At 69.0% G+C, this 18,942-nt stretch carries 18 protein-coding genes and 1 pseudogene; 13 read left to right on the forward strand and 6 right to left on the reverse strand.

Annotation, left to right across the window (positions count from 1 at the left end):
* Positions 1-482: 482 nt before the first annotated feature.
* From M3B01_RS11800 to M3B01_RS11825, 6 genes are all read left to right on the forward strand, one after another.
* On the forward strand, positions 483-1,667 hold the full coding sequence (locus tag M3B01_RS11800) for an ROK family transcriptional regulator (protein WP_259792314.1): 1,185 nt from the start codon (positions 483-485) through the stop codon (positions 1,665-1,667).
* Between the two features lie 188 nt (positions 1,668-1,855).
* Positions 1,856-3,271, forward strand: coding sequence for an extracellular solute-binding protein (locus M3B01_RS11805; protein ID WP_259792316.1), 1,416 nt, complete (start codon positions 1,856-1,858; stop codon positions 3,269-3,271).
* 1 nt (position 3,272) lies between these two features.
* Positions 3,273-4,205: a carbohydrate ABC transporter permease gene (locus tag M3B01_RS11810; RefSeq protein ID WP_259792318.1), complete on the forward strand. Its 933-nt coding sequence runs from the start codon at positions 3,273-3,275 to the stop codon at positions 4,203-4,205.
* A complete protein-coding gene (locus M3B01_RS11815; RefSeq protein WP_259792320.1) occupies positions 4,202-5,032 on the forward strand; it encodes a carbohydrate ABC transporter permease in 831 nt (276 codons plus the stop codon). The genes M3B01_RS11810 and M3B01_RS11815 overlap by 4 nt, the downstream gene beginning before the upstream one ends.
* Positions 5,029-6,150: an ABC transporter ATP-binding protein gene (locus tag M3B01_RS11820; RefSeq protein WP_259792322.1), complete on the forward strand. Its 1,122-nt coding sequence runs from the start codon at positions 5,029-5,031 to the stop codon at positions 6,148-6,150. Before M3B01_RS11815 ends, M3B01_RS11820 begins: the two co-directional genes overlap by 4 nt.
* A complete protein-coding gene (locus tag M3B01_RS11825) occupies positions 6,147-7,457 on the forward strand; it encodes a CehA/McbA family metallohydrolase (protein ID WP_259792324.1) in 1,311 nt (436 codons plus the stop codon). Before M3B01_RS11820 ends, M3B01_RS11825 begins: the two co-directional genes overlap by 4 nt.
* Before the next feature lie 304 nt (positions 7,458-7,761).
* On the opposite strand, the gene xylB is transcribed toward M3B01_RS11825, so the two are convergent.
* From xylB to M3B01_RS11845, 4 genes and pseudogenes are all read right to left on the reverse strand, one after another.
* Positions 7,762-9,144 carry a xylulokinase gene (gene xylB / locus M3B01_RS11830; protein WP_259792326.1) on the reverse strand — a complete coding sequence of 461 codons (1,383 nt, stop codon included), beginning with the start codon at positions 9,142-9,144 and terminating at the stop codon, positions 7,762-7,764.
* A gap of 25 nt (positions 9,145-9,169) precedes the next feature.
* Positions 9,170-10,240, reverse strand: a complete 1,071-nt coding sequence (locus M3B01_RS11835; protein WP_259792328.1) for an NAD(P)-dependent alcohol dehydrogenase — start codon at positions 10,238-10,240, stop codon at positions 9,170-9,172.
* Positions 10,241-10,256: 16 nt separating this feature from the next.
* Positions 10,257-10,580 (reverse strand): annotated as a pseudogene (locus tag M3B01_RS11840) (xylose isomerase); the annotation flags it as partial.
* An 8-nt stretch (positions 10,581-10,588) separates the two neighbouring features.
* Entirely contained in the window at positions 10,589-11,431 is an 843-nt protein-coding gene (locus M3B01_RS11845) for a DUF1206 domain-containing protein (protein WP_259792329.1), read from the reverse strand.
* Positions 11,432-11,585: 154 nt separating this feature from the next.
* Between M3B01_RS11845 and M3B01_RS11850 the strand changes: the two genes are divergently transcribed.
* The 6 genes from M3B01_RS11850 (at position 11,586) to M3B01_RS11875 (ending at position 16,270) form a co-directional block, all read left to right on the forward strand.
* Positions 11,586-12,260 (forward strand): DedA family protein, encoded by a 675-nt coding sequence (locus tag M3B01_RS11850; RefSeq protein WP_193866467.1) that lies wholly within the window; start codon positions 11,586-11,588, stop codon positions 12,258-12,260.
* Positions 12,257-13,339, forward strand: coding sequence for a Sir2 family NAD-dependent protein deacetylase (locus M3B01_RS11855; RefSeq protein ID WP_259792332.1), 1,083 nt, complete (start codon positions 12,257-12,259; stop codon positions 13,337-13,339). The genes M3B01_RS11850 and M3B01_RS11855 overlap by 4 nt, the downstream gene beginning before the upstream one ends.
* Before the next feature lie 260 nt (positions 13,340-13,599).
* Positions 13,600-13,776 carry a hypothetical protein gene (locus M3B01_RS11860; RefSeq protein ID WP_259792334.1) on the forward strand — a complete coding sequence of 59 codons (177 nt, stop codon included), beginning with the start codon at positions 13,600-13,602 and terminating at the stop codon, positions 13,774-13,776.
* Between the two features lie 155 nt (positions 13,777-13,931).
* Complete coding sequence (locus tag M3B01_RS11865; protein WP_259792335.1) at positions 13,932-15,560, forward strand: HNH endonuclease signature motif containing protein; 1,629 nt, start codon at positions 13,932-13,934, stop codon at positions 15,558-15,560.
* Between the two features lie 45 nt (positions 15,561-15,605).
* Positions 15,606-15,863, forward strand: coding sequence for a type II toxin-antitoxin system Phd/YefM family antitoxin (locus M3B01_RS11870; RefSeq protein ID WP_193866463.1), 258 nt, complete (start codon positions 15,606-15,608; stop codon positions 15,861-15,863).
* Positions 15,848-16,270, forward strand: a complete 423-nt coding sequence (locus tag M3B01_RS11875) for a type II toxin-antitoxin system VapC family toxin (RefSeq protein ID WP_259792338.1) — start codon at positions 15,848-15,850, stop codon at positions 16,268-16,270. The genes M3B01_RS11870 and M3B01_RS11875 overlap by 16 nt, the downstream gene beginning before the upstream one ends.
* On the opposite strand, the gene M3B01_RS11880 is transcribed toward M3B01_RS11875, so the two are convergent.
* Positions 16,254-16,490 (reverse strand): hypothetical protein, encoded by a 237-nt coding sequence (locus M3B01_RS11880; protein WP_259792340.1) that lies wholly within the window; start codon positions 16,488-16,490, stop codon positions 16,254-16,256. The genes M3B01_RS11875 and M3B01_RS11880 overlap by 17 nt on opposite strands.
* A gap of 458 nt (positions 16,491-16,948) precedes the next feature.
* On the opposite strand from M3B01_RS11880, the gene M3B01_RS11890 reads away from it, so the two are divergent.
* The gene (locus tag M3B01_RS11890) at positions 16,949-18,451 is read left to right on the forward strand and encodes an APC family permease (RefSeq protein ID WP_259792342.1); all 1,503 of its coding nucleotides are present in this window, start codon (positions 16,949-16,951) and stop codon (positions 18,449-18,451) included.
* Here M3B01_RS11890 and M3B01_RS11895 read toward each other — a convergent pair.
* Positions 18,442-18,942: transposase (locus tag M3B01_RS11895; RefSeq protein ID WP_259792344.1), on the reverse strand; the 501-nt coding region annotated here is incomplete at its 5' end. The genes M3B01_RS11890 and M3B01_RS11895 overlap by 10 nt on opposite strands.

Raw genomic sequence — 18,942 nt, forward strand, 5'->3', positions numbered from 1 at the left:
TGGACACGGCGATCCGGACGCTACGCTTGGGATGGAGCACGAACGGGAGACCGTCGTGATAGCGAGACTCCCTCATTGACCGCAGAGAGTTCACAGTCTTCGCGATGTAGGCCATGACACGCGGTCGGCATTGCGATGGAAGCTCTCGAAGGGAATCGACCCCGCCCTTGCGTCACACGCGGGGTTCTCCTGGTACAGGAACCCCGGGTTGGCCCCGGGCTCCTCGTTCCCCCACGTGCATTGGTGGCACCCAACAAGGATACTTCGCACCCTCATGGCGTTGCCTACTTGAATTGTCTCGCTCGTGGGTGCGCTAGGGCCCCAAAGAGAATGAGACTCGCACACGCCGTTCCCCCGTGTCTTGACGCATCACGTGCAGCTCCGACGGCACAGCAACCATCGCACCGCACCATCACGCAGGCCCGGCGATTACGCAACCACCGCCCTCAGATGCTTGACTGTCCCCGGCAGGAGGGAGCGTCATGTCAACGGGGACGAGCCGCACCCAGCTCGGCGAGCAGAACATCCGGGCGGTCATCCATGCGCTGCGCCGGCTGGGTCCCTCGAGCCAGCGTGAGATCGCTGAGCATTCCTTGCTCTCGATCCAGGCGGTCTCGGTGATCGTGCGCGGGCTCGAGAAGCGGGGGATGCTGCGTGTGGTGCGCACGGTGAGCACCGGTCGCGGCCGCCCGAGGGCCGTGCTCGATCTCGTCCCAAGCGCTGCGCACGCCGTCGGCGTCCACATCGACCCGGCACTGACCACCACGTTGCTCATGGATCTGAGGGGACAGCCGCTTGAGATCGCCCACGACGAGAGCGTCGACGCCGAGAACCCTTCCGCGACCATGGCCGCTGCAGCGGGCTTGGTGAACAAAGTGCTCCACGCCGTCCCGACCGATGATGCCCCGACCGTCCAGTGCGCCTTAGCCGTGCCTGGGCGCGTCGATCCCGCGCAGGGGGCGATCGTCGACTCAGTGTGGCTGCCGCACTGGAACGGGGTGCCTCTGGCACAGTTGCTCGGGCACCATCTAGGACGCGATGTGCCGCTGCTGAAGGACACGTTCGCGGCGATGTCCGGGGAGATCTGGGTGCGCGGCGGCGAGTTGCTGGAGGCGACCAGCCTCTTCGTCTACCACGGGACGGGTACGGGACTCGGGATCGCGACGGGCGGACGCGCTGTCCCGGGCCAGTCTGGCAACGCCGGTCAGGTCGGCCGGCTCTTCGAGCTGCTCTCGCCCCCCGCGGGCTCCACCCACCCCACCGCCCATGACCCGACCGAAGTGGTCGCCACCGCGCGAGAGCAGGGCATCCTTGACGGCCCGTTCGTCGCCTACGGGGACGCCCGCCACGTCGGACAGGCATTTCGCCGGCTGTGTGTGATGGCGAAAGACGGGGATACGGCTGCGTATTCCCTCCTGCGGTCGGCTGGTGCGCGCATCCACCACATGGCCGCCATCGCCGCCGACGTCCTGGACGCTGGGACCGTGATCCTCGGCGGCCCGTACTGGGAGCTGGTGCGTGACATCCGGCTACCACATGCCGCACAGGAGATCGGTCGTGCTGGGGGTCGAGAACGCACCCCGGTGCGCGTGATCCCATCCGCCCTCGGAGAGAATGCCGGGGCGATGGGCGCCGCGAGCGTGGTCCTGGAGCGCCAGTTCCGCTGACACCTGCCTTCCCGAGACTGCTCGCTGAACAGTTGGCGATGAGCCGCTGAATTCCAACGGCACGCTCGGTGAATTTTGGCTCTTGACGCGCGATTCCCCCTGGTGAACACTTCTTCTACGAGATAGAAAAAAGGCGTAGGCCAGAACGTGCTGCGTAGCGCTCGTAGCACTGACCCGAGAGGTTGCCCATGACAAGTCAGTACGCCGCCCCCATGTCCCGACGCACAGCTATGACCGCGACCGCTACTGTCGGCGGCGCTCTCACCCTATTCGCCACCTCCTGTTCCTCCGAAGGGGGAGGTGGGTCCGACCAGAACTCGCTGACCATCACCAGTAACGCGATCGTCGGTGGGAAGAACGCCGAGAGCGCCGAGTGGATCGAGAACTACGTCATCCCCGGCTTCATCGCCCAGCAGAAGGAGAACGGCCGCGACGTCCAGGTTACGTTCGAGCCTCAGGGAGTCGACGACGAGGACTACAAGACGAAGGTCTCCCTGGACTTGAACTCCGGCCGCGGTGCGGACGTCATCTCGATCGACGGCACCTGGGTGGGTGAGTTTGCCCAGGCAGGCTACATCAAGCCCTTAACGGAGGTCGCCGATGGTGTCGAGGACTGGGACGGCTGGGATCAAATCAACGAAGCGGTGCGCAATTCCGCGGCGTTCGACGGCGACATCTACGGGGTCCCGGACGGCACGAACGGCCGTGTCTGGTACTTCAATCGCGACCTTTTCCGTCAGGCCGGCCTCTCCGAGGACTGGCAGCCGGCCAGCTGGGATGAGCTGTTGGAAGCTGGTCGCGCACTGAAGGAACTCGACGATGTGGTGCCGATCCAACTCAACGCGGGCACAGCGATGGGCGAGGCCACCACCATGCAGGGCCTGTTGCCCATCCTCGCCGGCGTCGGCGAGGAGGTCTGGGTGGACGGGACCTGGCTCGGCAACACCGAAGGGATGCGGGAGGCCCTGTCCCTCTACCGCACTATCTACATCGACGAAGAGCTCGGCGACCCGGTCCTCCAGCAGGAGGCCAACGGCCGCGACGCCTCCTTCGAGGAGTTCTCCCAAGGCCGGATCGGAATCTTGCTGGAGGGTGACTACTTCTGGCGGGCCGTCGTCAACCCCGCGGAGGGCGCGGGCACCGCGCCGATGGAGGACCGTGACGAGGTCGTGGGCTTCGCGAAGATCCCGGCCCGCGAGCCGGGAGCCGGGGTCAACGGCCAGGACTTCGTCTCCTTCTCCGGAGCGGGGTGCCAGGTACTCAACCCCAACGCGGCTGATCCCGACCTGGCCTGGCAGCTCATCGAGTTCATGACCTCGGCGGAGGCCATCAAGGAGCGCACCAAGAACACGGTGTCCATCACGCAGCGGGACGACGTCAACGCCGAGAACCTCGGCGGGGACCCGCTCCTGTCGATGATTGCGCAGGAGGTCCTGCCAACGTCTCTCTACCGCCCGAGCCTGGCCGAGTACCCGGAGATCTCGGTCGCGCTCCAGCAGGCCACGCTTGATGTCGTCTCCGGCGTTCCGGTCGAGGAGGCTGCGCAGACCTATGCGGACACCGTCGCCGGGATCGTCGGTGATGAGAACGTGAGCAGCAGCTGATATGACCCCTCTTTTCGCCCCGCTCCGGGCGAGCAGCCGCGGCACCTCTCCGGGACGCGTCCGCGCAACGGACGCCGCCGGGCTCGGCATAGCGCGCGCGATCGGCTTCGTGACGCCCGCCCTCGTTCTGATCGCGGTGTTCCTGCTGTTCCCCGCCCTGTGGACGATCTATCTCGGCCTGACCGATTACCGGCTAACCGGGATAGCTGCAATCGCCACGGAGTTCGTGGGGCTAGACAACTACCGCAGGGCAATCGAGGACCCGAGCTTCTGGGGCTCACTGCGGATCACGCTGGTCTTCGTGGTGGTTTCTGGGGTCGCCGGTCAGACCATGCTCGGGTTCGCCCTCGCTTGGGCATTGCGCGGGTTGCGGGGCTTCGCCCGCGGGATCCTCGAGACCTTTGTGCTCACCGCCTGGGTGATCCCGGGGTCGGTGCAGGCATTCCTGTGGCTGGCCCTGCTCGACCGCCGCAGCGGGACCCTCAACGGCCTACTGGGAACCACCGGACATGCCTGGTTGATTGAGAACCCCCTGGCCATGATCATCTTGTTCAACATCTGGGCCGGGGCGGCGTTCTCCATGCAGCTGTTTTCCTCGGCTTTGACCACGATCCCGCCGAGCCAGCTGGAGGGCGCACGTCTAGCCGGGGCGCGCACATTCGAGCAGCTGCGCGATGTGGTCCTACCGTCCCTGCGCGGGCACATCCTCACGAACGTCCTGCTGATCACGCTGTGGACTTTCAACTCCTTCGGCCCCTACCTGCTCACTGCCGGCGGACCCAATGGACGGACCAGCGTCCTGTCGGTGTATATCTACCAGACAGCCATCCCAGGAGGTCAGCTGGGAATGGGGGCCGCACTCTCGGTGATCATGCTCGTGATCAACCTAGTGATCGCCGTTGTCTCCATCGCTGCGGGGAGGTCTCGACGATGATCCTGAGAACCGGTCGTTCGGTCCTCGCGCGCGTAACGTTCGTGTTCTTTCTGGTGGCCGTGGGTGCGTTCTTCGCCATCCCGCTGGCGTGGCTGTTCGTCGCACCGTTCGACGCGTCACCCAGCATGTCTGTGCAATGGCCGGAGTGGACCCTCGGCAACTTCCGCACCCTCGCCGACAACCCGTATGCGCTGCGCTCGATCGGCAATTCTCTGCTCCTTGCCGCGGGCACGATGGCTGTGACCGTTGTGACTGCCACCTTGGCCAGCTATGCGCTGTCCCGGGTGCGAATTCCGGGCCGCGATGCCCTCCTGTACGGGATGCTGCTGCTCAGTTCCATCGTCACGGGCACCGCGGCAATGGTGCCCACCTTCCAGCTGATGACCGCGGTGGGTCTGATCGACACCCGCCCCGGTGTGATGCTCGTGCTCACCGGGGGTTTACTACCCACGGCCATCTTCATCCTTAAGGACTTCATGGACTCCGTGCCTCGGTCGTACGAGGAGTCTGCACGCCTCTACGGTGCCAGCCGCCTACAGGTGCTGACCCACGTAGTGGTGCCGGTGGCGCGCCCCGGCATCGCCTTCGTGACCATCTGGGGAATGGTGCAGGTCTGGGGCAACTTCTTGGTGCCCTTCCTGTTGTTGCGAGACCCGAGCACACAGCCCGCGGCGGTGCTGATGTACACGTTCTACACGGAGGCGGGCCAGGCCGACCTTCGCCTCATCTCGGCGTTCTCGCTGATCTTCGTGGTGCCCGTGCTCGCGGTCTACTTAGTCGTGAACCGCAAGTTCGGCTTTCGCTTCTTCGGAGGGATCAAGGCATGACTTCACCAATCATCCTGGACAGGTTAGTTAAGGAGTACCCGGGCGGGGTGCGCGCTGTGGACGGCATCGACCTGCGGATCGAGCCCGGGGAGTTCTTCGCCCTCCTGGGCCCCTCAGGCTGTGGGAAGACTACCCTGCTACGTTCCATCGCGGGCCTGGAATCCCTCAGCGAAGGCACCTTGCACATCGGCGAGCGCGACGTCACGGCCCTGGATCCGGGTACGCGTGATGTCGCCATGGTGTTCCAGGACTATGCCCTCTTCCCGCATATGGCCGTGGTGGACAACATCGCCTACCCGCTGCGGATCAAGAAGGTCCGGCGGGAGGAGCGGCACCAGGTCGCGCAACAGCGTGCACAGCGGCTGTCGCTGGCGCATCTGCTGGACAGGCGGCCCGGCCAGCTGTCCGGTGGACAGCAGCAGCGGGTCGCCCTGGCGCGTGCGATGGCAGCGCGCCCGCAGGTGTTGCTCCTGGACGAACCGCTGTCCAACCTCGATGCTCGGCTCCGCTTGGAGGCCCGCACATTCCTAAAGGAGCTCCAGAGCGAGCTGGGGGTCACGACCGTCTTCGTCACCCATGACCAAGCCGAAGCCCTGGCCCTCGCCGACCGCATGGCGATCATGAAGGATGGCCGAATCCAGCAGGTCGGCACGCCGCGCGAGGTATTCCGCGATCCACGCACGAGCTTCGTTGCGGGCTTCATCGGGTCCCAACCGATGGCCCTGCTCGACGGGGAGATCAGTGACCGGTGCATCGAGTGCTTCGGGACCACGATCCCCGCGTCGGGACTGTCCCTACCGGGCGGAAAGATATTGGAGCGCGGCCACCCGGTGACGGTAGGGATCCGCCCGGAATACGTCGGCTTCACGCTTGAAGACGGAGCCACCCGTCCGTCCGCCGCACCGGCGGTGGTCATCGACTCCGTGGTGGTTAGCGTCGAGAACCTCGGCGCCAGCGCCCTGGTGACAGCGCGTCACGGTGAGGAGCGTCTCCAGGCCGTCGTCCCCGACGATCAGGCACCGGAGCCCGGCAACCTTGGGCGGTTCACGCTACCACTGGCACGTGTGCTCGTCTTCGACCGGGCGTCGGGAAATCGCATCATGGGCGCCGGGGCATGACCCGGGCGCACCGGCCGCGAGAGATCCACCTCGAGGTCGATCTGACTCTCGAACGCCAGACGCGTGGGCGATATATCGAGGTCTCGTTCCACCTTGACCCCGGGGCGGCATCGTTCGAGGTGCAGGTGAGCCTTGACGGGGCGGGCGCCGACGCGGCGGTGGTCGACCTCGGCTGCGTCGGCCCGCAGGGATGGCGGGGATGGTCGGGAGGGGCCCGGAGTCGCTTCATGATCGGCGAACAGACGGCGACGCCGGGGTATTCGGCAGGCCCCCTCGAACCGGGGCGCTGGGCTGTCGTCCTCGGGATTCATGCGGTGCCCGTCGGGTCCGTGCGTGCCGTGGTGCGTGTCCTCTCCCCCGCAGGACACACCCCGGAGCATGGCGAGCCTGTCGCTCCGGAGCCACCGGGACCGAGGGGGAGTGACAGATCTCTGCCCGCGCCCGAGGGGATGCGGTGGTTGGCCGGGGACATGCACAGTCACAGCCTCCACTCCGACGGCAACTGTGGCCTGGACGAGGTCGCGCGCGAGGGAGTCCGGTCCGGGCTCGACTTCCTCGTCGTCACCGATCACAACACGGTCAGCCACCACCAGCACCTTGAGGACGCGGGCTCCCGGCAGGGCATCCTGCTCCTGCCCGGACAAGAGGTGACTTCGCACCGGGGGCATGCCAACGCCTTCGGCCCCATCGGCGCGGTGGACTTTCGCGAGGACATTGACGAGTGGGCCCATGATGTCGAGGCGGCGGGCGGGCTGCTATCCGTCAACCATCCCGTCTCCGGGGACTGCGCCTGGCTCGAGACAGTCCCCGCGCAAGTGAGCGGTGTGGAGATCATCCACGCTGATCTCTACGCCGCCCCTGCGTCCACCGCAGCGTTCGCCTGGCTCGCGCTGGTGGACAGATCCAGGGAGCTCGCAGGACAGCGCCCGCTCACGCTGCTGGGGGGCAGCGACTTCCATTCCCTCGACACCCCGATCCGTCCCGGCACTCCGACGACGTGGGTCTGTGTCGAGGAGGCGTCCCCCGCCGGGGTGCTCGACGCCCTTCGCGCCGGTCGCACGACGGTGACCAGCAGTGCCAGCCTCGTCGACGGGGCGCTGCGCCCCGACCTGTTGAGCAGCCCCATCCTTCTTCGACGCGACGAAGACTCTCTCGTGGTCCTCAATGCTGAGGGGATGGTTCTGGTGGACCGCGCCGGGAGGCGGCGGTTCATCCCCAGCAGGGAGCTGACGGCCACTGCTTCGCTGGCCGACGGGCCGTACCGGGTGGAGACGGCGGAGCGGGCGACCGCTGCGATCTGTCGCTGATCCCACCGGCCGGCTCCTTCGTTATGCACTACCGGGCGCGGCGCTGTCACCACTGCGGGTGAATGCTCTCACGCAGCAGTCCGTCGTACGTCGCGCGCACGGCGGCGTCGATGCGGTCCAGGACGGCACGCTGGTCAGCGGTGGGCTCGCTGCCGGCGGCCGCGTTCTTCCTGGCCCGCTCGGCGTTGCGGGCCCCGGGGATGGCGGCAGTGACGCCGGCCTAATCCACGATCCACCGCAGGCTGGCCTCGGCCCGCGGCTTCAGCCGGAAGGGGTCCGCATACCGGTCCGGGTGCTCATGGGCTCACCAGCCCTCGGTGCGCTCCTTGAGCTCACGGTAGGCCCCCAGCACCTGCGGTGTCGGCTCCGCGCCGACGGTGCGACTGCCGGTGATCTCCCAGTGCGGTGGCTCGTCGGTGCTGGCGAGCGCCCAGGCGGCCTGGCGGGCTGCTCCGAGTGCGACGTACTCGCCGCTCGGGGCGATCTCGACCTCGCGGCCGAACACGGCCGGGGCCAGTTCCTGCACGGCGCGGCTGCGGGCCCCGCCGCCGATCAGCACGATCCGGGCCACAGCGGTGCCGGTGACGTCCTCGAGGGCCGCGATGCCGTCGGCCAGGGAGCACAGCAGGCCTTCCACGTAGGCGCGCGCCACGTCCTCGCGGGTGGTGGAGGCGCTCATTCCCGTGAGGGTGGCCCGTGCGGTGGGGCGGTTGGGGGTGCGCTCCCCGTCGAAGTAGGGCAGCAGGGTCACCCCGCCCGCTCCGGGTTCGGAGGCGAGCGCGAGCCGGGAGAGCTCCTGGTGGTCCACGCCCAGCAGGCCGCGTCCCGCCTCGAGGATCTTCGAGGCGTTGATGGTGGTGGTCATCGGCAGGAAGCGGCCGGTGGCGTCGGCGAAGCCGGTGACGGTGCCGGAGGCGTCGTCGGGCCGGACGTCCGTGACCATGGCGCACACACCGGAGGTGCCGATCGAGACGGAGACGTCCCCCGGGCCGAGCGACAGCCCGAGGGCCGCGCCCATGTTGTCGCCGGTGCCGGCTGAGATCGCGGCGCCTCCCGGGGTGCGTGCCATGACCTCCTGCGGCGTCGACGGGAGGCGTGGCAGCTCCAGGGCGTGGCCCAGGGCGCGCTCGGCCAGCTCAGGCGCCCAGGCCTCGGTGCGGGTGGAGTAGTAGCCGGTGCCGGAGGCATCACCGCGGTCGGTGAAGGCGTCCCCTCCCCCTGCCAGGTGACGGGAGACGTAGTCGTGCGGGAGCATCACGGAGCGGGCGCGCGCTGCGCTGTCGGGCTCGTTGTCCCGCACCCACCGCAGCTTGGAGGCGGTGAAGGAGGCCACCATCAGGCTGCCGATCTCACCGACGCACTGCTCGGGCCCGCCCATCTCCTCGATCAGGGCCTGCGCCTGCGGTGCGGAGCGGGTGTCGTTCCACAGCAGGGCGTCGCGCACCACGTCGCCGTGCTCGTCAAGCAGCACCATGCCGTGCTGCTGGCCGCCCACGGCGAGGGCCTCGGCCCGCTCCAGGAGGGGACCGGCCGCCTCGTCCACCGCGGCCAGCCAGGCACGGGGATCGACCTCCGTACCCTCGGGGTGGGCGGCGCGGCGCTCGTCCTGCACCTCGCCCGTCTCGGCGTCGACCAGCAGGGCCTTGGTGGACTGGGTGGAGGAGTCGATGCCGAGGACGAGCGTCATGGCGAGTTCCTTTCGGGGATGCGGTTCAGACTGTGAGGAGATCGGAGGGCAGCACGAGGACCTTGCGGTGCTCGGGGCGGGTGGCCATCTCGAGCGCCCGTTCCACCTCGGCCAGGCCGAACCTGGCGGTGACGAGCGAATCGAGGTCCACCGCCCCGGATGCGACCAGGGCGATCGCGGTCGGCCAGGTGCTGGCGTAGCGGAACACCCCGGTCAGCACGATCTCGCGGGTCAGGATGGTCGAGACGGGCAGAGTCATCTCGTCGGCCCCCATCCCCACCAGGACCACCCGGCCGCCGGACCGCACCGTGCGCATCCCGGCCTGCACGGCCGGTTCCGCACCCGGGGCGTCGATGAACGCATCGACCTGCGCGGGTGCTGTGCCGCCGGGCGCTGAGCCATCGGTCGCTGGGGCACCCGGGTCCAGCACCTCGCTGAACCCGGCCGCCTGCGCAGCCTCACGGCGCAGCGGAGCGGGGTCGCTGAGGATCACGCGGTTCGCGCCAAGGGCTCGGGCCGTCTGGGCGATGATCAAACCGATCGGCCCCGCACCGGCGATCAGCACGCTGCTGCCCACGCCGATCCCGGCCTTGCCGCACGCCCATACACCGACGCTGAGCGGCTCGCACAGCGCAGCTGCCTCCCAGCTCATCGACTCCGGGATGGGGTGGGCGAAGTCGGCATCGATCACGGCGTACTCGGCGAACGCGCCGTGGATCGGCGGGGTCGCGTAGAACTCCATGTGGGGGCACAGGTTGTACCGGCCGGTACGGCAGAACTCGCAGCGACGACAGGGATGCTGCGGCTCGATGGACACGCGCTGGCCCACCCGTTCCTGGGCAACGGCGGGCCCGACGGCGACGATCACCCCCGAGGCCTCGTGCCCGAGGATCATCGGCTCCTCGACCACGAAGTCGGCGATGCGCCCCTGGCGGTGGTAGTGCAGGTCCGAGCCGCACACCCCGACGGCCGCCACCTGCACGAGCACCTGGTGCTCGCCGATGGGCGGGACCGGGACGTCCTCGATGCGCACGTCGTCCACGCCGTGCAGGACGGCGGCTCGCATCGTGGCCGGGGCACCGGGAGGCGTCGTCATCGCTTTCTCCTTCAGTTCAGGCCCGGAAGCCGAGCAGGTGCTGCATGGCCAGCTGGTTCAGACGCACGAAGCCGTAGTTGCGCGCACCGGCCGCGTCCACGTCGAAGTCCTCGTAGGTCGATCGGTCCGCGAGCAGGTCCTCCACGGACTCGCCCTCGCCGAGGGTGGGCTGGGCCAGCTCCTCGATGCCCGAGTACGCCAGCGCCTCCTGCACCTCGGGGTCCTGGCGGAAGGCCACGGCACGCTCCTTCAGCATCAGGTACATCTCCATGTTGGCGTACGCGGAGTCGTACTGCCCCTTCTCGTGCTCGGTGCGGGAGGGCGCTGGATCGAGCGCGCGGCCCGGTCTCACATGGACGCGTAGCGCGAGCGCAGGATCGAGTAGATCCCGTACAGGATCAGGCCCACGCCCACCACGACCAGCAGCACGGTGCCGGCCGGCAGGGTCGCCATCTGCTTGATGGCTCCGTCCATGCCGGTGGCCTTCTCCGGATCGGCGCCGATAGCGGCCCAGCCGAACAGCACGCCCACGCCGACCAGCGCCAGGCCTTTGGCCACGTACCCGGCCACCCCGGTGACCACGACGGCCCTGCCCACGTTGCCACCGCCGGTGGCCTGCAGGTCCTCCTCGAACTTGCGGGTGACGCCCTTGACGATGTGGTAGACGCCGATGCCGATCACCGCCAGCCCCGCCACGGCGATCAGCACGCGCCCCACGGGGTTGCCCAGGAACATGCCGGTGACCTCGGAGGTCTTCTCCCCTGAGTCGCTGCTGTTGCCGGTGCCGAAGCGCAGTGCGGTCACGCCCAGGGCGGCGTTGACCACGGCCTTGCCCACGGATTTCACGGCGTGCTTCACCAGGCCCTTGGTGTCGGTCTCCCGCTTGGACCCGAACCACGCCTCCGCCACGAACCACAGCATCAGGGCCAGCATCGCGATGCCGCCCACCCACAGCAGGACCATGCCACCGGGGGCCTCGGCCAGAGTGCTCAGCGCGCCGGACTGGTCGGCGCTCTCGGAGTCCGATCCGAAGCCCACCTGCAGGGCGATCCAGCCGATCAGCAGGTGCACCACCCCGCTCATGATGAAGCCGGCACGGGCGGCCTTCTCCATCCACGGGTGGTCGGCCACCTGCTCGGCCTTGTCCTCGACCTCCTTCGCTGCCCCGCGGGCGCCACCACTCGTCGCCATGGTCGAAGGATAGGCGGCAAACGGACATCGCGGGACCGATCGGGGCAGACCGGGGAGGCCGCCCCAAGATGTTCACCGGCGCGTCATCCGCGGTCGGTACTCTCCCCGTCGGACCCTGGCAGTGACCTCGGCACCAGGGCAGGACGGAGCGCGCATGGATCTGGCCGATCTCGCGATCCGCGTCATGGAGTTCCTGGGCGGGCCGGGCATCGCCCTGGTGATCGCCGCCGAGGCGCTGTTCCCCCCGGTGCCCGGGGAGATCCTGCTCCCCTTCGCCGGGGTGAGCGCGGCCGCGAACGACCAGCACGTGCTGGTGCCGATCTTCTGGACCACGCTGGGATCCGTGGTCGGCGGCCTCGGGGTGTACGCGGTGGGCCGGGCACTCGGCCTGGATCGCACCCGTGCCCTGGTGCGGCGCCTGCCGCTGCTGGAGGAGAAGGACGTGGACATGGCCGTGCGGTTCTTCGACCGCCACGGCTTCCCGGCGGTGGCGATCGCTCGGTTCGTGCCGATGGTGCGCACCTTCATCTCGATCCCGGCGGGCATCGAGCGGATGCCGGTGCGCCTGTTCGCCGCCGCCACGGGCCTGGGCTCGGCGATCTGGAACGCGGCTTTCGTGGTGGCCGGGTACTTCTTCGGGGTGGCCGGCGGGGAGGCGCTGGAGGGCTTCGTGCGGATCTACTCGGTGATCGTGGCCGGCTTCGGGCTCATCGCGGGGATCGGCTTCGTGATGCAGCGGATGCGAGCCCGGCGCCGCGACGACACCGCCGGCAGCCCCCGTGAAAGCCCTGACGACCCCGGGGACGTGGGCTCTACGCTGGAGCGATGAGCACCGACAGCGAGCAGACGGGCCAGGCCGGACCGGCCGCGGACGTCGGCCGCTGGTTCTCCACCGCCACCGCCCCGGCCCGCATCGACGCTCCCCGGTCGGCCACTGCCAGCGCTCCCCCGTCGGCCACTGCCAGCGCTTCCCCGCCGGCCCCGGTCAGCGCTTCCCCGCCGGCCCCGGCCCCCTCCTCTCGCCCCTTGATGCGCATGCCCGCCTGGGGCCCCGTCGAGGGTGCGAGCTATGGGCTGACGAGCGCCCCCGAGCTGGTGGAGGAGGCATGGGATCTGCTCACCGGGGAGCCGACGGCCGTGCTGACCGGGGCGGGGATGTCCACCGGGTCGGGGCTGCCGGACTACCGCGGGCGCGATGCTGTGCCCCGGGCACCGATGACGTTCCAGGAGTTCATGGGGTCGGACCTCGCCAGGCGGCGCTACTGGGCGCGCTCCACGGTGGGCTGGACGCAGTTCCTGCGGGCGCGTCCCAACCGGGGGCACGTGCTGCTGGCGGAGCTCGGTGCATCGACCCTGCCGGTCACATCGGTGATCACCCAGAACGTGGACGCCCTGCACCAGCAGGCGGGCTCGGAGCCGGTGATCGACCTGCACGGACGGCTGGACCGGGTGCGCTGCCAGAGCTGCGACACCCTCACCCGGCGCGAGTCACTGCACCATCGGATGCTGGCGATGAATCCCGAGCTCGCCGCCCGCCTGCCCGAGCTCGCGGCCGATGCGGCACAGGCGCCCGACGGCGATGCAGAGGTGGATCGCACCTCGGACTTCCGCTACCCGGCCTGCGGGCTCTGCGGCGGGATCCTCAAGCCCGACGTGGTGTTCTTCGGAGAATCGGCCCGTCGGGAGGTGGTGTCCGCGGCGTACGGCGCGCTCCAGGAGGCGTCCCGTCTGCTGGTGCTGGGGTCGAGCCTCACCGTGCAGTCGGGGCTGCGGTTCGTGCGGGCAGCGGTGAAGGCCGGCACCCCGGTGGTGATCGTCAACGACGGTCCCACGCGCGGTGACGATCAGGCCACGCTGCGCATCCACGGGCGCATCGAGGACGTGCTGGAGACGTGGAATGGATCATGACATGGGCGAGGAGATCGCACTGGCCGGTGGGAATATGGGGCCGGTGTCGCGTCGGGGTGCGACGGTGCTGCGTCCCGGCGGTTCGTGGTCCCCGGCGGTGCACCGCCTCATGGAGCACTGCCGTGCAGCTGGGGTCACCGAGGTCCCCCGCCCGCTCGGATTCAGTGAGGACGGACGCGAGATCATGGAGTTCCTACCCGGCACGGTGCCCGCGTATCCGATGCCGAGATGGGTGTGGCAGCGACCGGCCCTGGCCGGAGGTGGCGTGCCACAGTGACTTCGCGCCGTACGACCGCCTGCGGATCCTGGCGGGCTTCTCCCGGCATCAGTCGGTCGAGCAGCAGAACCCGGAGCTGTACGGCCATGCGGAGCTGTACGACCGGGACGTCGCCTACGTCCGTGGACTGCTGGACTCCACCGGCGTGGGGGATTCCTGAGTCCTGCACGATCCACATCGACGTCCAGTGGTTCCTCCACAATGGCCTGTCATCCACATTCTTGATGCATTTCTTCGAAAGCATTGCATGCGCCCCGAAGCTCACCTATCCTGATTTCGTACACGCATTCGATATGAGCATGGGAGGGGATGATGATGAGCACTGCACTTGCCGCCTCTCCCTCCTCACCTACCCTTGACGCACTCTCGGACGTGCGAGCCCAGTTGAGCGATCTGGCCAGTAGCATCGCCTCCGCGCGTCCCGACGCGGCCCCGGTGCTGCACTCCGTCTCCGCGTCCGGCACCCCTGCGGCCTCCCACCGGCCCCATGCCCCATCAGCGCCCGACGCCGTCGAGCTGGTCGAGGCCATCGGTGCCGTCGAGGGCTTGAAGAACATTCTCGATGCCCTTCAATCCGGCTACGAGATAGCACTGCGGAATGAGCGGATCAAGACCCAGAGGGCAGCCGGTCTTCCCGCATCGAAGCTCGGCTCCGGCACCGGTGACGAGATCGCTCTGGCGCGCGGCATCTCACCCTCGCGCGCAGGCAATCAGCTCGCGCTGCGTCGCGTGATCGTCGAGACCCTGCCTCGCATCTGGGAGCGGATGGCCGAGGGAGCCGTCTCCGGGTGGGCCGCGGAAGAGGTCGCCCGCGCCGTGATCGTCCTGGACGACGAGGACCGCCGGCAGATCGACGCGGAGCTTGCCCCGACTCTTCACCAGGTGTCCCCTCGCACCGCCGGTCGGAAGGCCCGGGCGCGGGCCGACGCTCTGGACCAGGAGGCCGCCGTTGCCCGACTCCAGCGCAACGTGGGCCAGCGTCACGTGAGCCAGCGCCCGGCAGCGGTGGGCATGATGCGCCTGTCTGCCCTGCTGCCCTTGCACGAGGGCGTCGCCGCGTACGCCTCCCTCAGTGCCGCTGCTGATGCTGCCCGCGCGGAGGGGGATGGGCGCTCTCGCGGTCAGGTCATGGCCGATGCCCTCACCGCCCGCGTCACCGGTCAGGAACAGGCCGTCGCCCCGGTGGAGATCCAGCTGCTGATGACCGACCGCACCCTGCTGGCCGGTGGGGACGACACCGCCCAACTGGAGGGCCACCCCATTCCCGGCCCCGTCGCGCGCCACCTCGCCCTCACCGGCCGGCTCTTCCCGAAGCCGGAGGCGGCACAGGACGCAACCCCGCCCGGAGCGGCCCCCACCCCTTCCGCACCACTGGCATCCACCGCGACGCCTCCGTCCGATTCCGGGCCAGGGTCTGCGCCCAGTCCCGCACCAGTACCAGTACCAGCGTCCGATTCAGAACAACCACCGTCCGAGGTGCGACGCTGGATCCGCCGGCTCTACGCCGACCCGGTCACGGGAGAACTGACGTCCATGGACACGCGGAAGCGCCTGTTCACGGGGCACATGCGGCGCTTCGTACTGGCCCGGGAACGGCAGTGCCGCACGCCGGGATGCGAGGCCGCCTCCCGCCATGTCCACCACATCAAGGGTCATGCCCGCGGTGGTACCACCACGCTCGAGAACGGCGCCGGCCTGTGCGAGCGGTTCAACTACGTGGTGGAGCTGCCCGGCTGGTCGACGTCCCGGGATGCCGCAAGCGGGGATCTGGTCATCACGACGCCCACGGGTCATCGCCACCGCTCACCGATCCCGAACCAATGGGAGGCAGTCGGCATCCACGGGCAGGCAATCACCCCCAGTGATCAGCCACCAGGACCGACAAGCGACCCTCCCCCGAGACCACCTGGTGATCCAGTCCCGACCCCATCCCGGTTTATCTGAAGGGAATGACGCATGCAGAGTCTGATTATCAGATATTCTGGGGCCATGCGAACCATCAGCGCCACGGAGGCGTCTCGGCGATTCTCGGACCTGCTCGACTCCATCGAAGCAGGCGAGTCCGTGGTGGTCACCCGGGGGAACCGGCCCATCGCCGAGATGCGCCCGGCCGTGTGCCGTACCGGCAGGGACCTCCGGGATGCACTTGCGGCGCTGCCACCCCCGGACGAGCACCTCAGGGCCGATATCGCCGAAGCCCTCGACTTCGTAGCCGAAAGCACGGGGACGCCGTGGGACGACAACTGATCATCGATACCAACGTCCTCATCGACTACGAGCACGGTGTGCTGGACCAGAGGGCGCTCGACGATGACGAGCTGGCGATCGCCGCCGTCACGGTTGCCGAGTACCGGACCGGGATCGAGCTGGCACGTACCGCCGCGCACGCCGCAGCCCGCGCACGCGCTCTGGCCACGATCATCGACATGGTCGACGTACTCGAGTACACCCAGGCCACTGCTGCCCACCATGGTCGACTCATCGCCCACGCACGGCGCTCGGGAAGGCCTCGCGGAGCGCACGACCTGATCATCGCCGCCCATGCCGCACAGACCGGTCGCATCCTGCTCAGCAGAGACGCGCAGGCACGCTTCGGTGATCTTCCCGGCGTGGTCGCCGCAAGCCCCTTAACCGCGATCAGAGGGCCGCGTTGACCTGGTCCACGAGCTGCTGGATCATCGCGCGGTCCAGGCCGCCCAGGCCCGAGAGCCGGTTCAGCGGCATCTGCTCGATCATCTTCTGCATCTCCTCGTCCTGCGAGATAGGCATCTGCGCGAACAGCGGGGCCAGCACGGCCTGCGCGGCAGGCAGCGCCATCACCTCCCCGACCGCCCAGGTGGTGCCCACCACGGGGACCGGCTCGTCCCCGGTCACACGGACAGGCCGGGAGATCGCCCCGGATCGCACCGAGGGCGCAGGTCAGACGGGTGGGGTTCACGTGGGAGGAGCCGGCGCCCTGGTAGCGGGGGGTCTGGGCGAAGTCGCCGATCACGGCGATCGCGGCATCGGCAGTCCCGGGGAGAGCGTCCTGCGCGCCGTCGACCGAGTCCGCAAGCGCTCCCTCGGCCCCTTCCGCGAGCGGCAGGATCCCGTCGTTCTCCAGCAGCACAATCGAACGTCGGGCCGCTTCGAGGGCCACCTGGGGGTGGGCCTCGACGTCGATCTCCGTCTCCTCCTCCGGCAGGTGCTCGAGGCTGCGGCGGATCAGCTGCTCGACCAGGCCCGCGGCCCGGTCCACGTGCGCCTGGCCCGCTCCACCGAGAGACCCGCTTTCGCATGGGGTGCCGGCCGCGTGCACAATGTGGCGACACCCTCGAACGGAAGGACCTCCGATGGCGGAGCTCAAGAAGTCCCTCGGCCTGACCTCGCTGATCGCGCTCGGCGTGGCCGGGGTGGTCGGCTCGAGCTGGATCTACACCTCCTCGACCTTCTTCGCGGATCTCGGCGCGGGCGGCATGATCCTGGGCCTGCTGGCCGGCGCGGCCCTCGCGGCCTGCGTGGCGCTGGCCTACGGGGAGCTCACCTCCGCCATCCCCCGTGCCGGCGGCGAGGTGGTGTGGGGCTACGCCGCCCTGGGGCGCTCCGCCGGGTTCACCACCGGGTGGTTCCACATCGGCGCCTACATCGCCTCGCTCTCCTTCTACGTGACCGCGCTGGGCACGCTGCTGGCCAAGTACGTGCCCGCCATGGGGTCGATCCCGCTGTACGAGGTGGCCGGGGAGGCGGTGACGCTGCCCGTGCTGGCGGTGGGCGTCGCCCTGGCGCTGGCGGTGTTCGCGCTGAACTGGTTCGGGGTGTCGCTGGGGGCGCAGATCCAGGTGGCGCTGTTCGCGGTGATGCTGCTGATCGGTGCTGCCCTGGTGATCGCCGCCCTGGTGACGGGCTCGCCCTCGAACCTGTGGCCGATGTGGGCCCCGGAGCAGCCCCCCGTGGCCTCCACCCTGCGCATGGTGGTCCCCGGCATCACCTACGTGGTGGGTTTCTCCCTGGTGGCGGTGCTGGCCGAGGAGTCCAGCCTGAAGCCCCACCAGGTGGGCCGGGCCGTGGTGCTCACCGTTGCCGTGGCTGCCGCGTTCTACTCGGCGGTGCTGCTGGCCACCGCCTACGTGGTGCCATGGGAGGACGTGGCCGGCATGGAGCTGGGCACCATTGACGCCTTCACCGCCGCCGGGATGCCGATCCTCGGCTTCGCCGCGTTCATGATCGCGGTGCTGGGCCTGATCACCAGCTTCATCGGTCTGTTCGTGGCTTCCAGCCGCGTGGTGCTGGCCCTGGCCCGGGCGCGACTGCTGCCCGCGGGCCTTGCCCACATCGACGAGCGCTCCGGGGTGCCCCGCCGGGCGCTGCTGTTCGTGCTGGCCGCGACGCTGGGCCTGGGCTGGCTGGGCCCGGGCGCCATCGTGTGGTTCCTCGACGCCGGCGGCGTGTTCCTGGGCATCGTGTGGCTACTGGTGGTGATCGCCAAGTACCGCATGCCGCGCCGCTACCCCGGCCTCGAGTACGGCTACCGGGCCCGGCCAGCGTTCCTGCCGGCCCTGGGCGCGATCGGCGCGGTGCTGGTGATCGCTTTCGCCCTGATCCCGCAGACGGGCATGTCGCTGATCTGGCCGCAGGAGTACATCCTGCTGGCCGCCTGGGCGGTGCTGGGCGCGATCCTGTTCCTGATCACCCCGGCACCGAAGGACCGCGAGGGCGCGTTCCGGGAGATGCTGGGCCCGCACGCCGAGACGCTCGAGGCGGCAGGACGGAAGTCCTCTGCGCAAGTGTCGACCGGGAAGCGGCCAGCCGCGCGGGGCCTGTCAATCTGTCTGTGTAAGCGGGGTTGTCACAGGTAGGGGTTGATCCGGTCGGGGTAGGCGGCAGCGAGCTGGGCGAGAGCCTGCTTCCAGTTGGTGACGACCTGGCCCTCGACCAGCCGGCCGGATGCTCGACGCTGGTCGGCGGGCTTGCCACGTTCCTTCTCCCGCTCCAGGGCGCGTTTGTCCTCGATGTTGCAGATCGCCAGCCACAACAGCTTCACTGCCGCGTCCGTCGAGGGGAAGTGCCCGCGGTTCTTGGTGACCTTCCGCAGCTGGAAGTTCAACGACTCGATGCTGTTGGTGGTGTAGATGACCTTGCGCAGCATCGGCGGGAATTGCAGGAACGGCGTGAACCGCTCCCACGAGTTCGCCCAGGTCGCCACCGTGGACGGGTACTTCTTCCCCAACTCGGAGGCCTCAAAATCGGCCAGAGCATTCCTCGCGGTCTCTTCGTTGGGGGCGGTGTAGATCGGCTTCAACGCGGCGGCGACCTGTCTGCGGTCGGAGTAGGCCACGAACCGCATCGC

This window comes from Brachybacterium sp. p3-SID957, from assembly GCF_025144775.1.
GTDB classification, from domain to species: Bacteria; Actinomycetota; Actinomycetes; order Actinomycetales; family Dermabacteraceae; genus Brachybacterium; species Brachybacterium epidermidis.

Excerpts from the sequence above, each read along its gene's own strand:
- M3B01_RS11805 (WP_259792316.1), top strand. The coding sequence starts at position 1,856 with ATGACAAGTCAGTACGCCGCCCCCATGTCCCGACGCACAGCTATGACC.
- M3B01_RS11835 (WP_259792328.1), bottom strand. The coding sequence starts at position 10,240 with ATGACGACGCCTCCCGGTGCCCCGGCCACGATGCGAGCCGCCGTCCTG.
- M3B01_RS11825 (WP_259792324.1), top strand. The coding sequence starts at position 6,147 with ATGACCCGGGCGCACCGGCCGCGAGAGATCCACCTCGAGGTCGATCTG.
- M3B01_RS11820 (WP_259792322.1), top strand. The coding sequence starts at position 5,029 with ATGACTTCACCAATCATCCTGGACAGGTTAGTTAAGGAGTACCCGGGC.
- M3B01_RS11890 (WP_259792342.1), top strand. The coding sequence starts at position 16,949 with ATGGCGGAGCTCAAGAAGTCCCTCGGCCTGACCTCGCTGATCGCGCTC.
- M3B01_RS11865 (WP_259792335.1), top strand. The coding sequence starts at position 13,932 with ATGAGCACTGCACTTGCCGCCTCTCCCTCCTCACCTACCCTTGACGCA.
- M3B01_RS11845 (WP_259792329.1), bottom strand. The coding sequence starts at position 11,431 with ATGGCGACGAGTGGTGGCGCCCGCGGGGCAGCGAAGGAGGTCGAGGAC.
- M3B01_RS11800 (WP_259792314.1), top strand. The coding sequence starts at position 483 with ATGTCAACGGGGACGAGCCGCACCCAGCTCGGCGAGCAGAACATCCGG.
- M3B01_RS11850 (WP_193866467.1), top strand. The coding sequence starts at position 11,586 with ATGGATCTGGCCGATCTCGCGATCCGCGTCATGGAGTTCCTGGGCGGG.
- M3B01_RS11855 (WP_259792332.1), top strand. The coding sequence starts at position 12,257 with ATGAGCACCGACAGCGAGCAGACGGGCCAGGCCGGACCGGCCGCGGAC.
- M3B01_RS11870 (WP_193866463.1), top strand. The coding sequence starts at position 15,606 with ATGCGAACCATCAGCGCCACGGAGGCGTCTCGGCGATTCTCGGACCTG.
- M3B01_RS11810 (WP_259792318.1), top strand. The coding sequence starts at position 3,273 with ATGACCCCTCTTTTCGCCCCGCTCCGGGCGAGCAGCCGCGGCACCTCT.
- M3B01_RS11815 (WP_259792320.1), top strand. The coding sequence starts at position 4,202 with ATGATCCTGAGAACCGGTCGTTCGGTCCTCGCGCGCGTAACGTTCGTG.
- xylB (WP_259792326.1), bottom strand. The coding sequence starts at position 9,144 with ATGACGCTCGTCCTCGGCATCGACTCCTCCACCCAGTCCACCAAGGCC.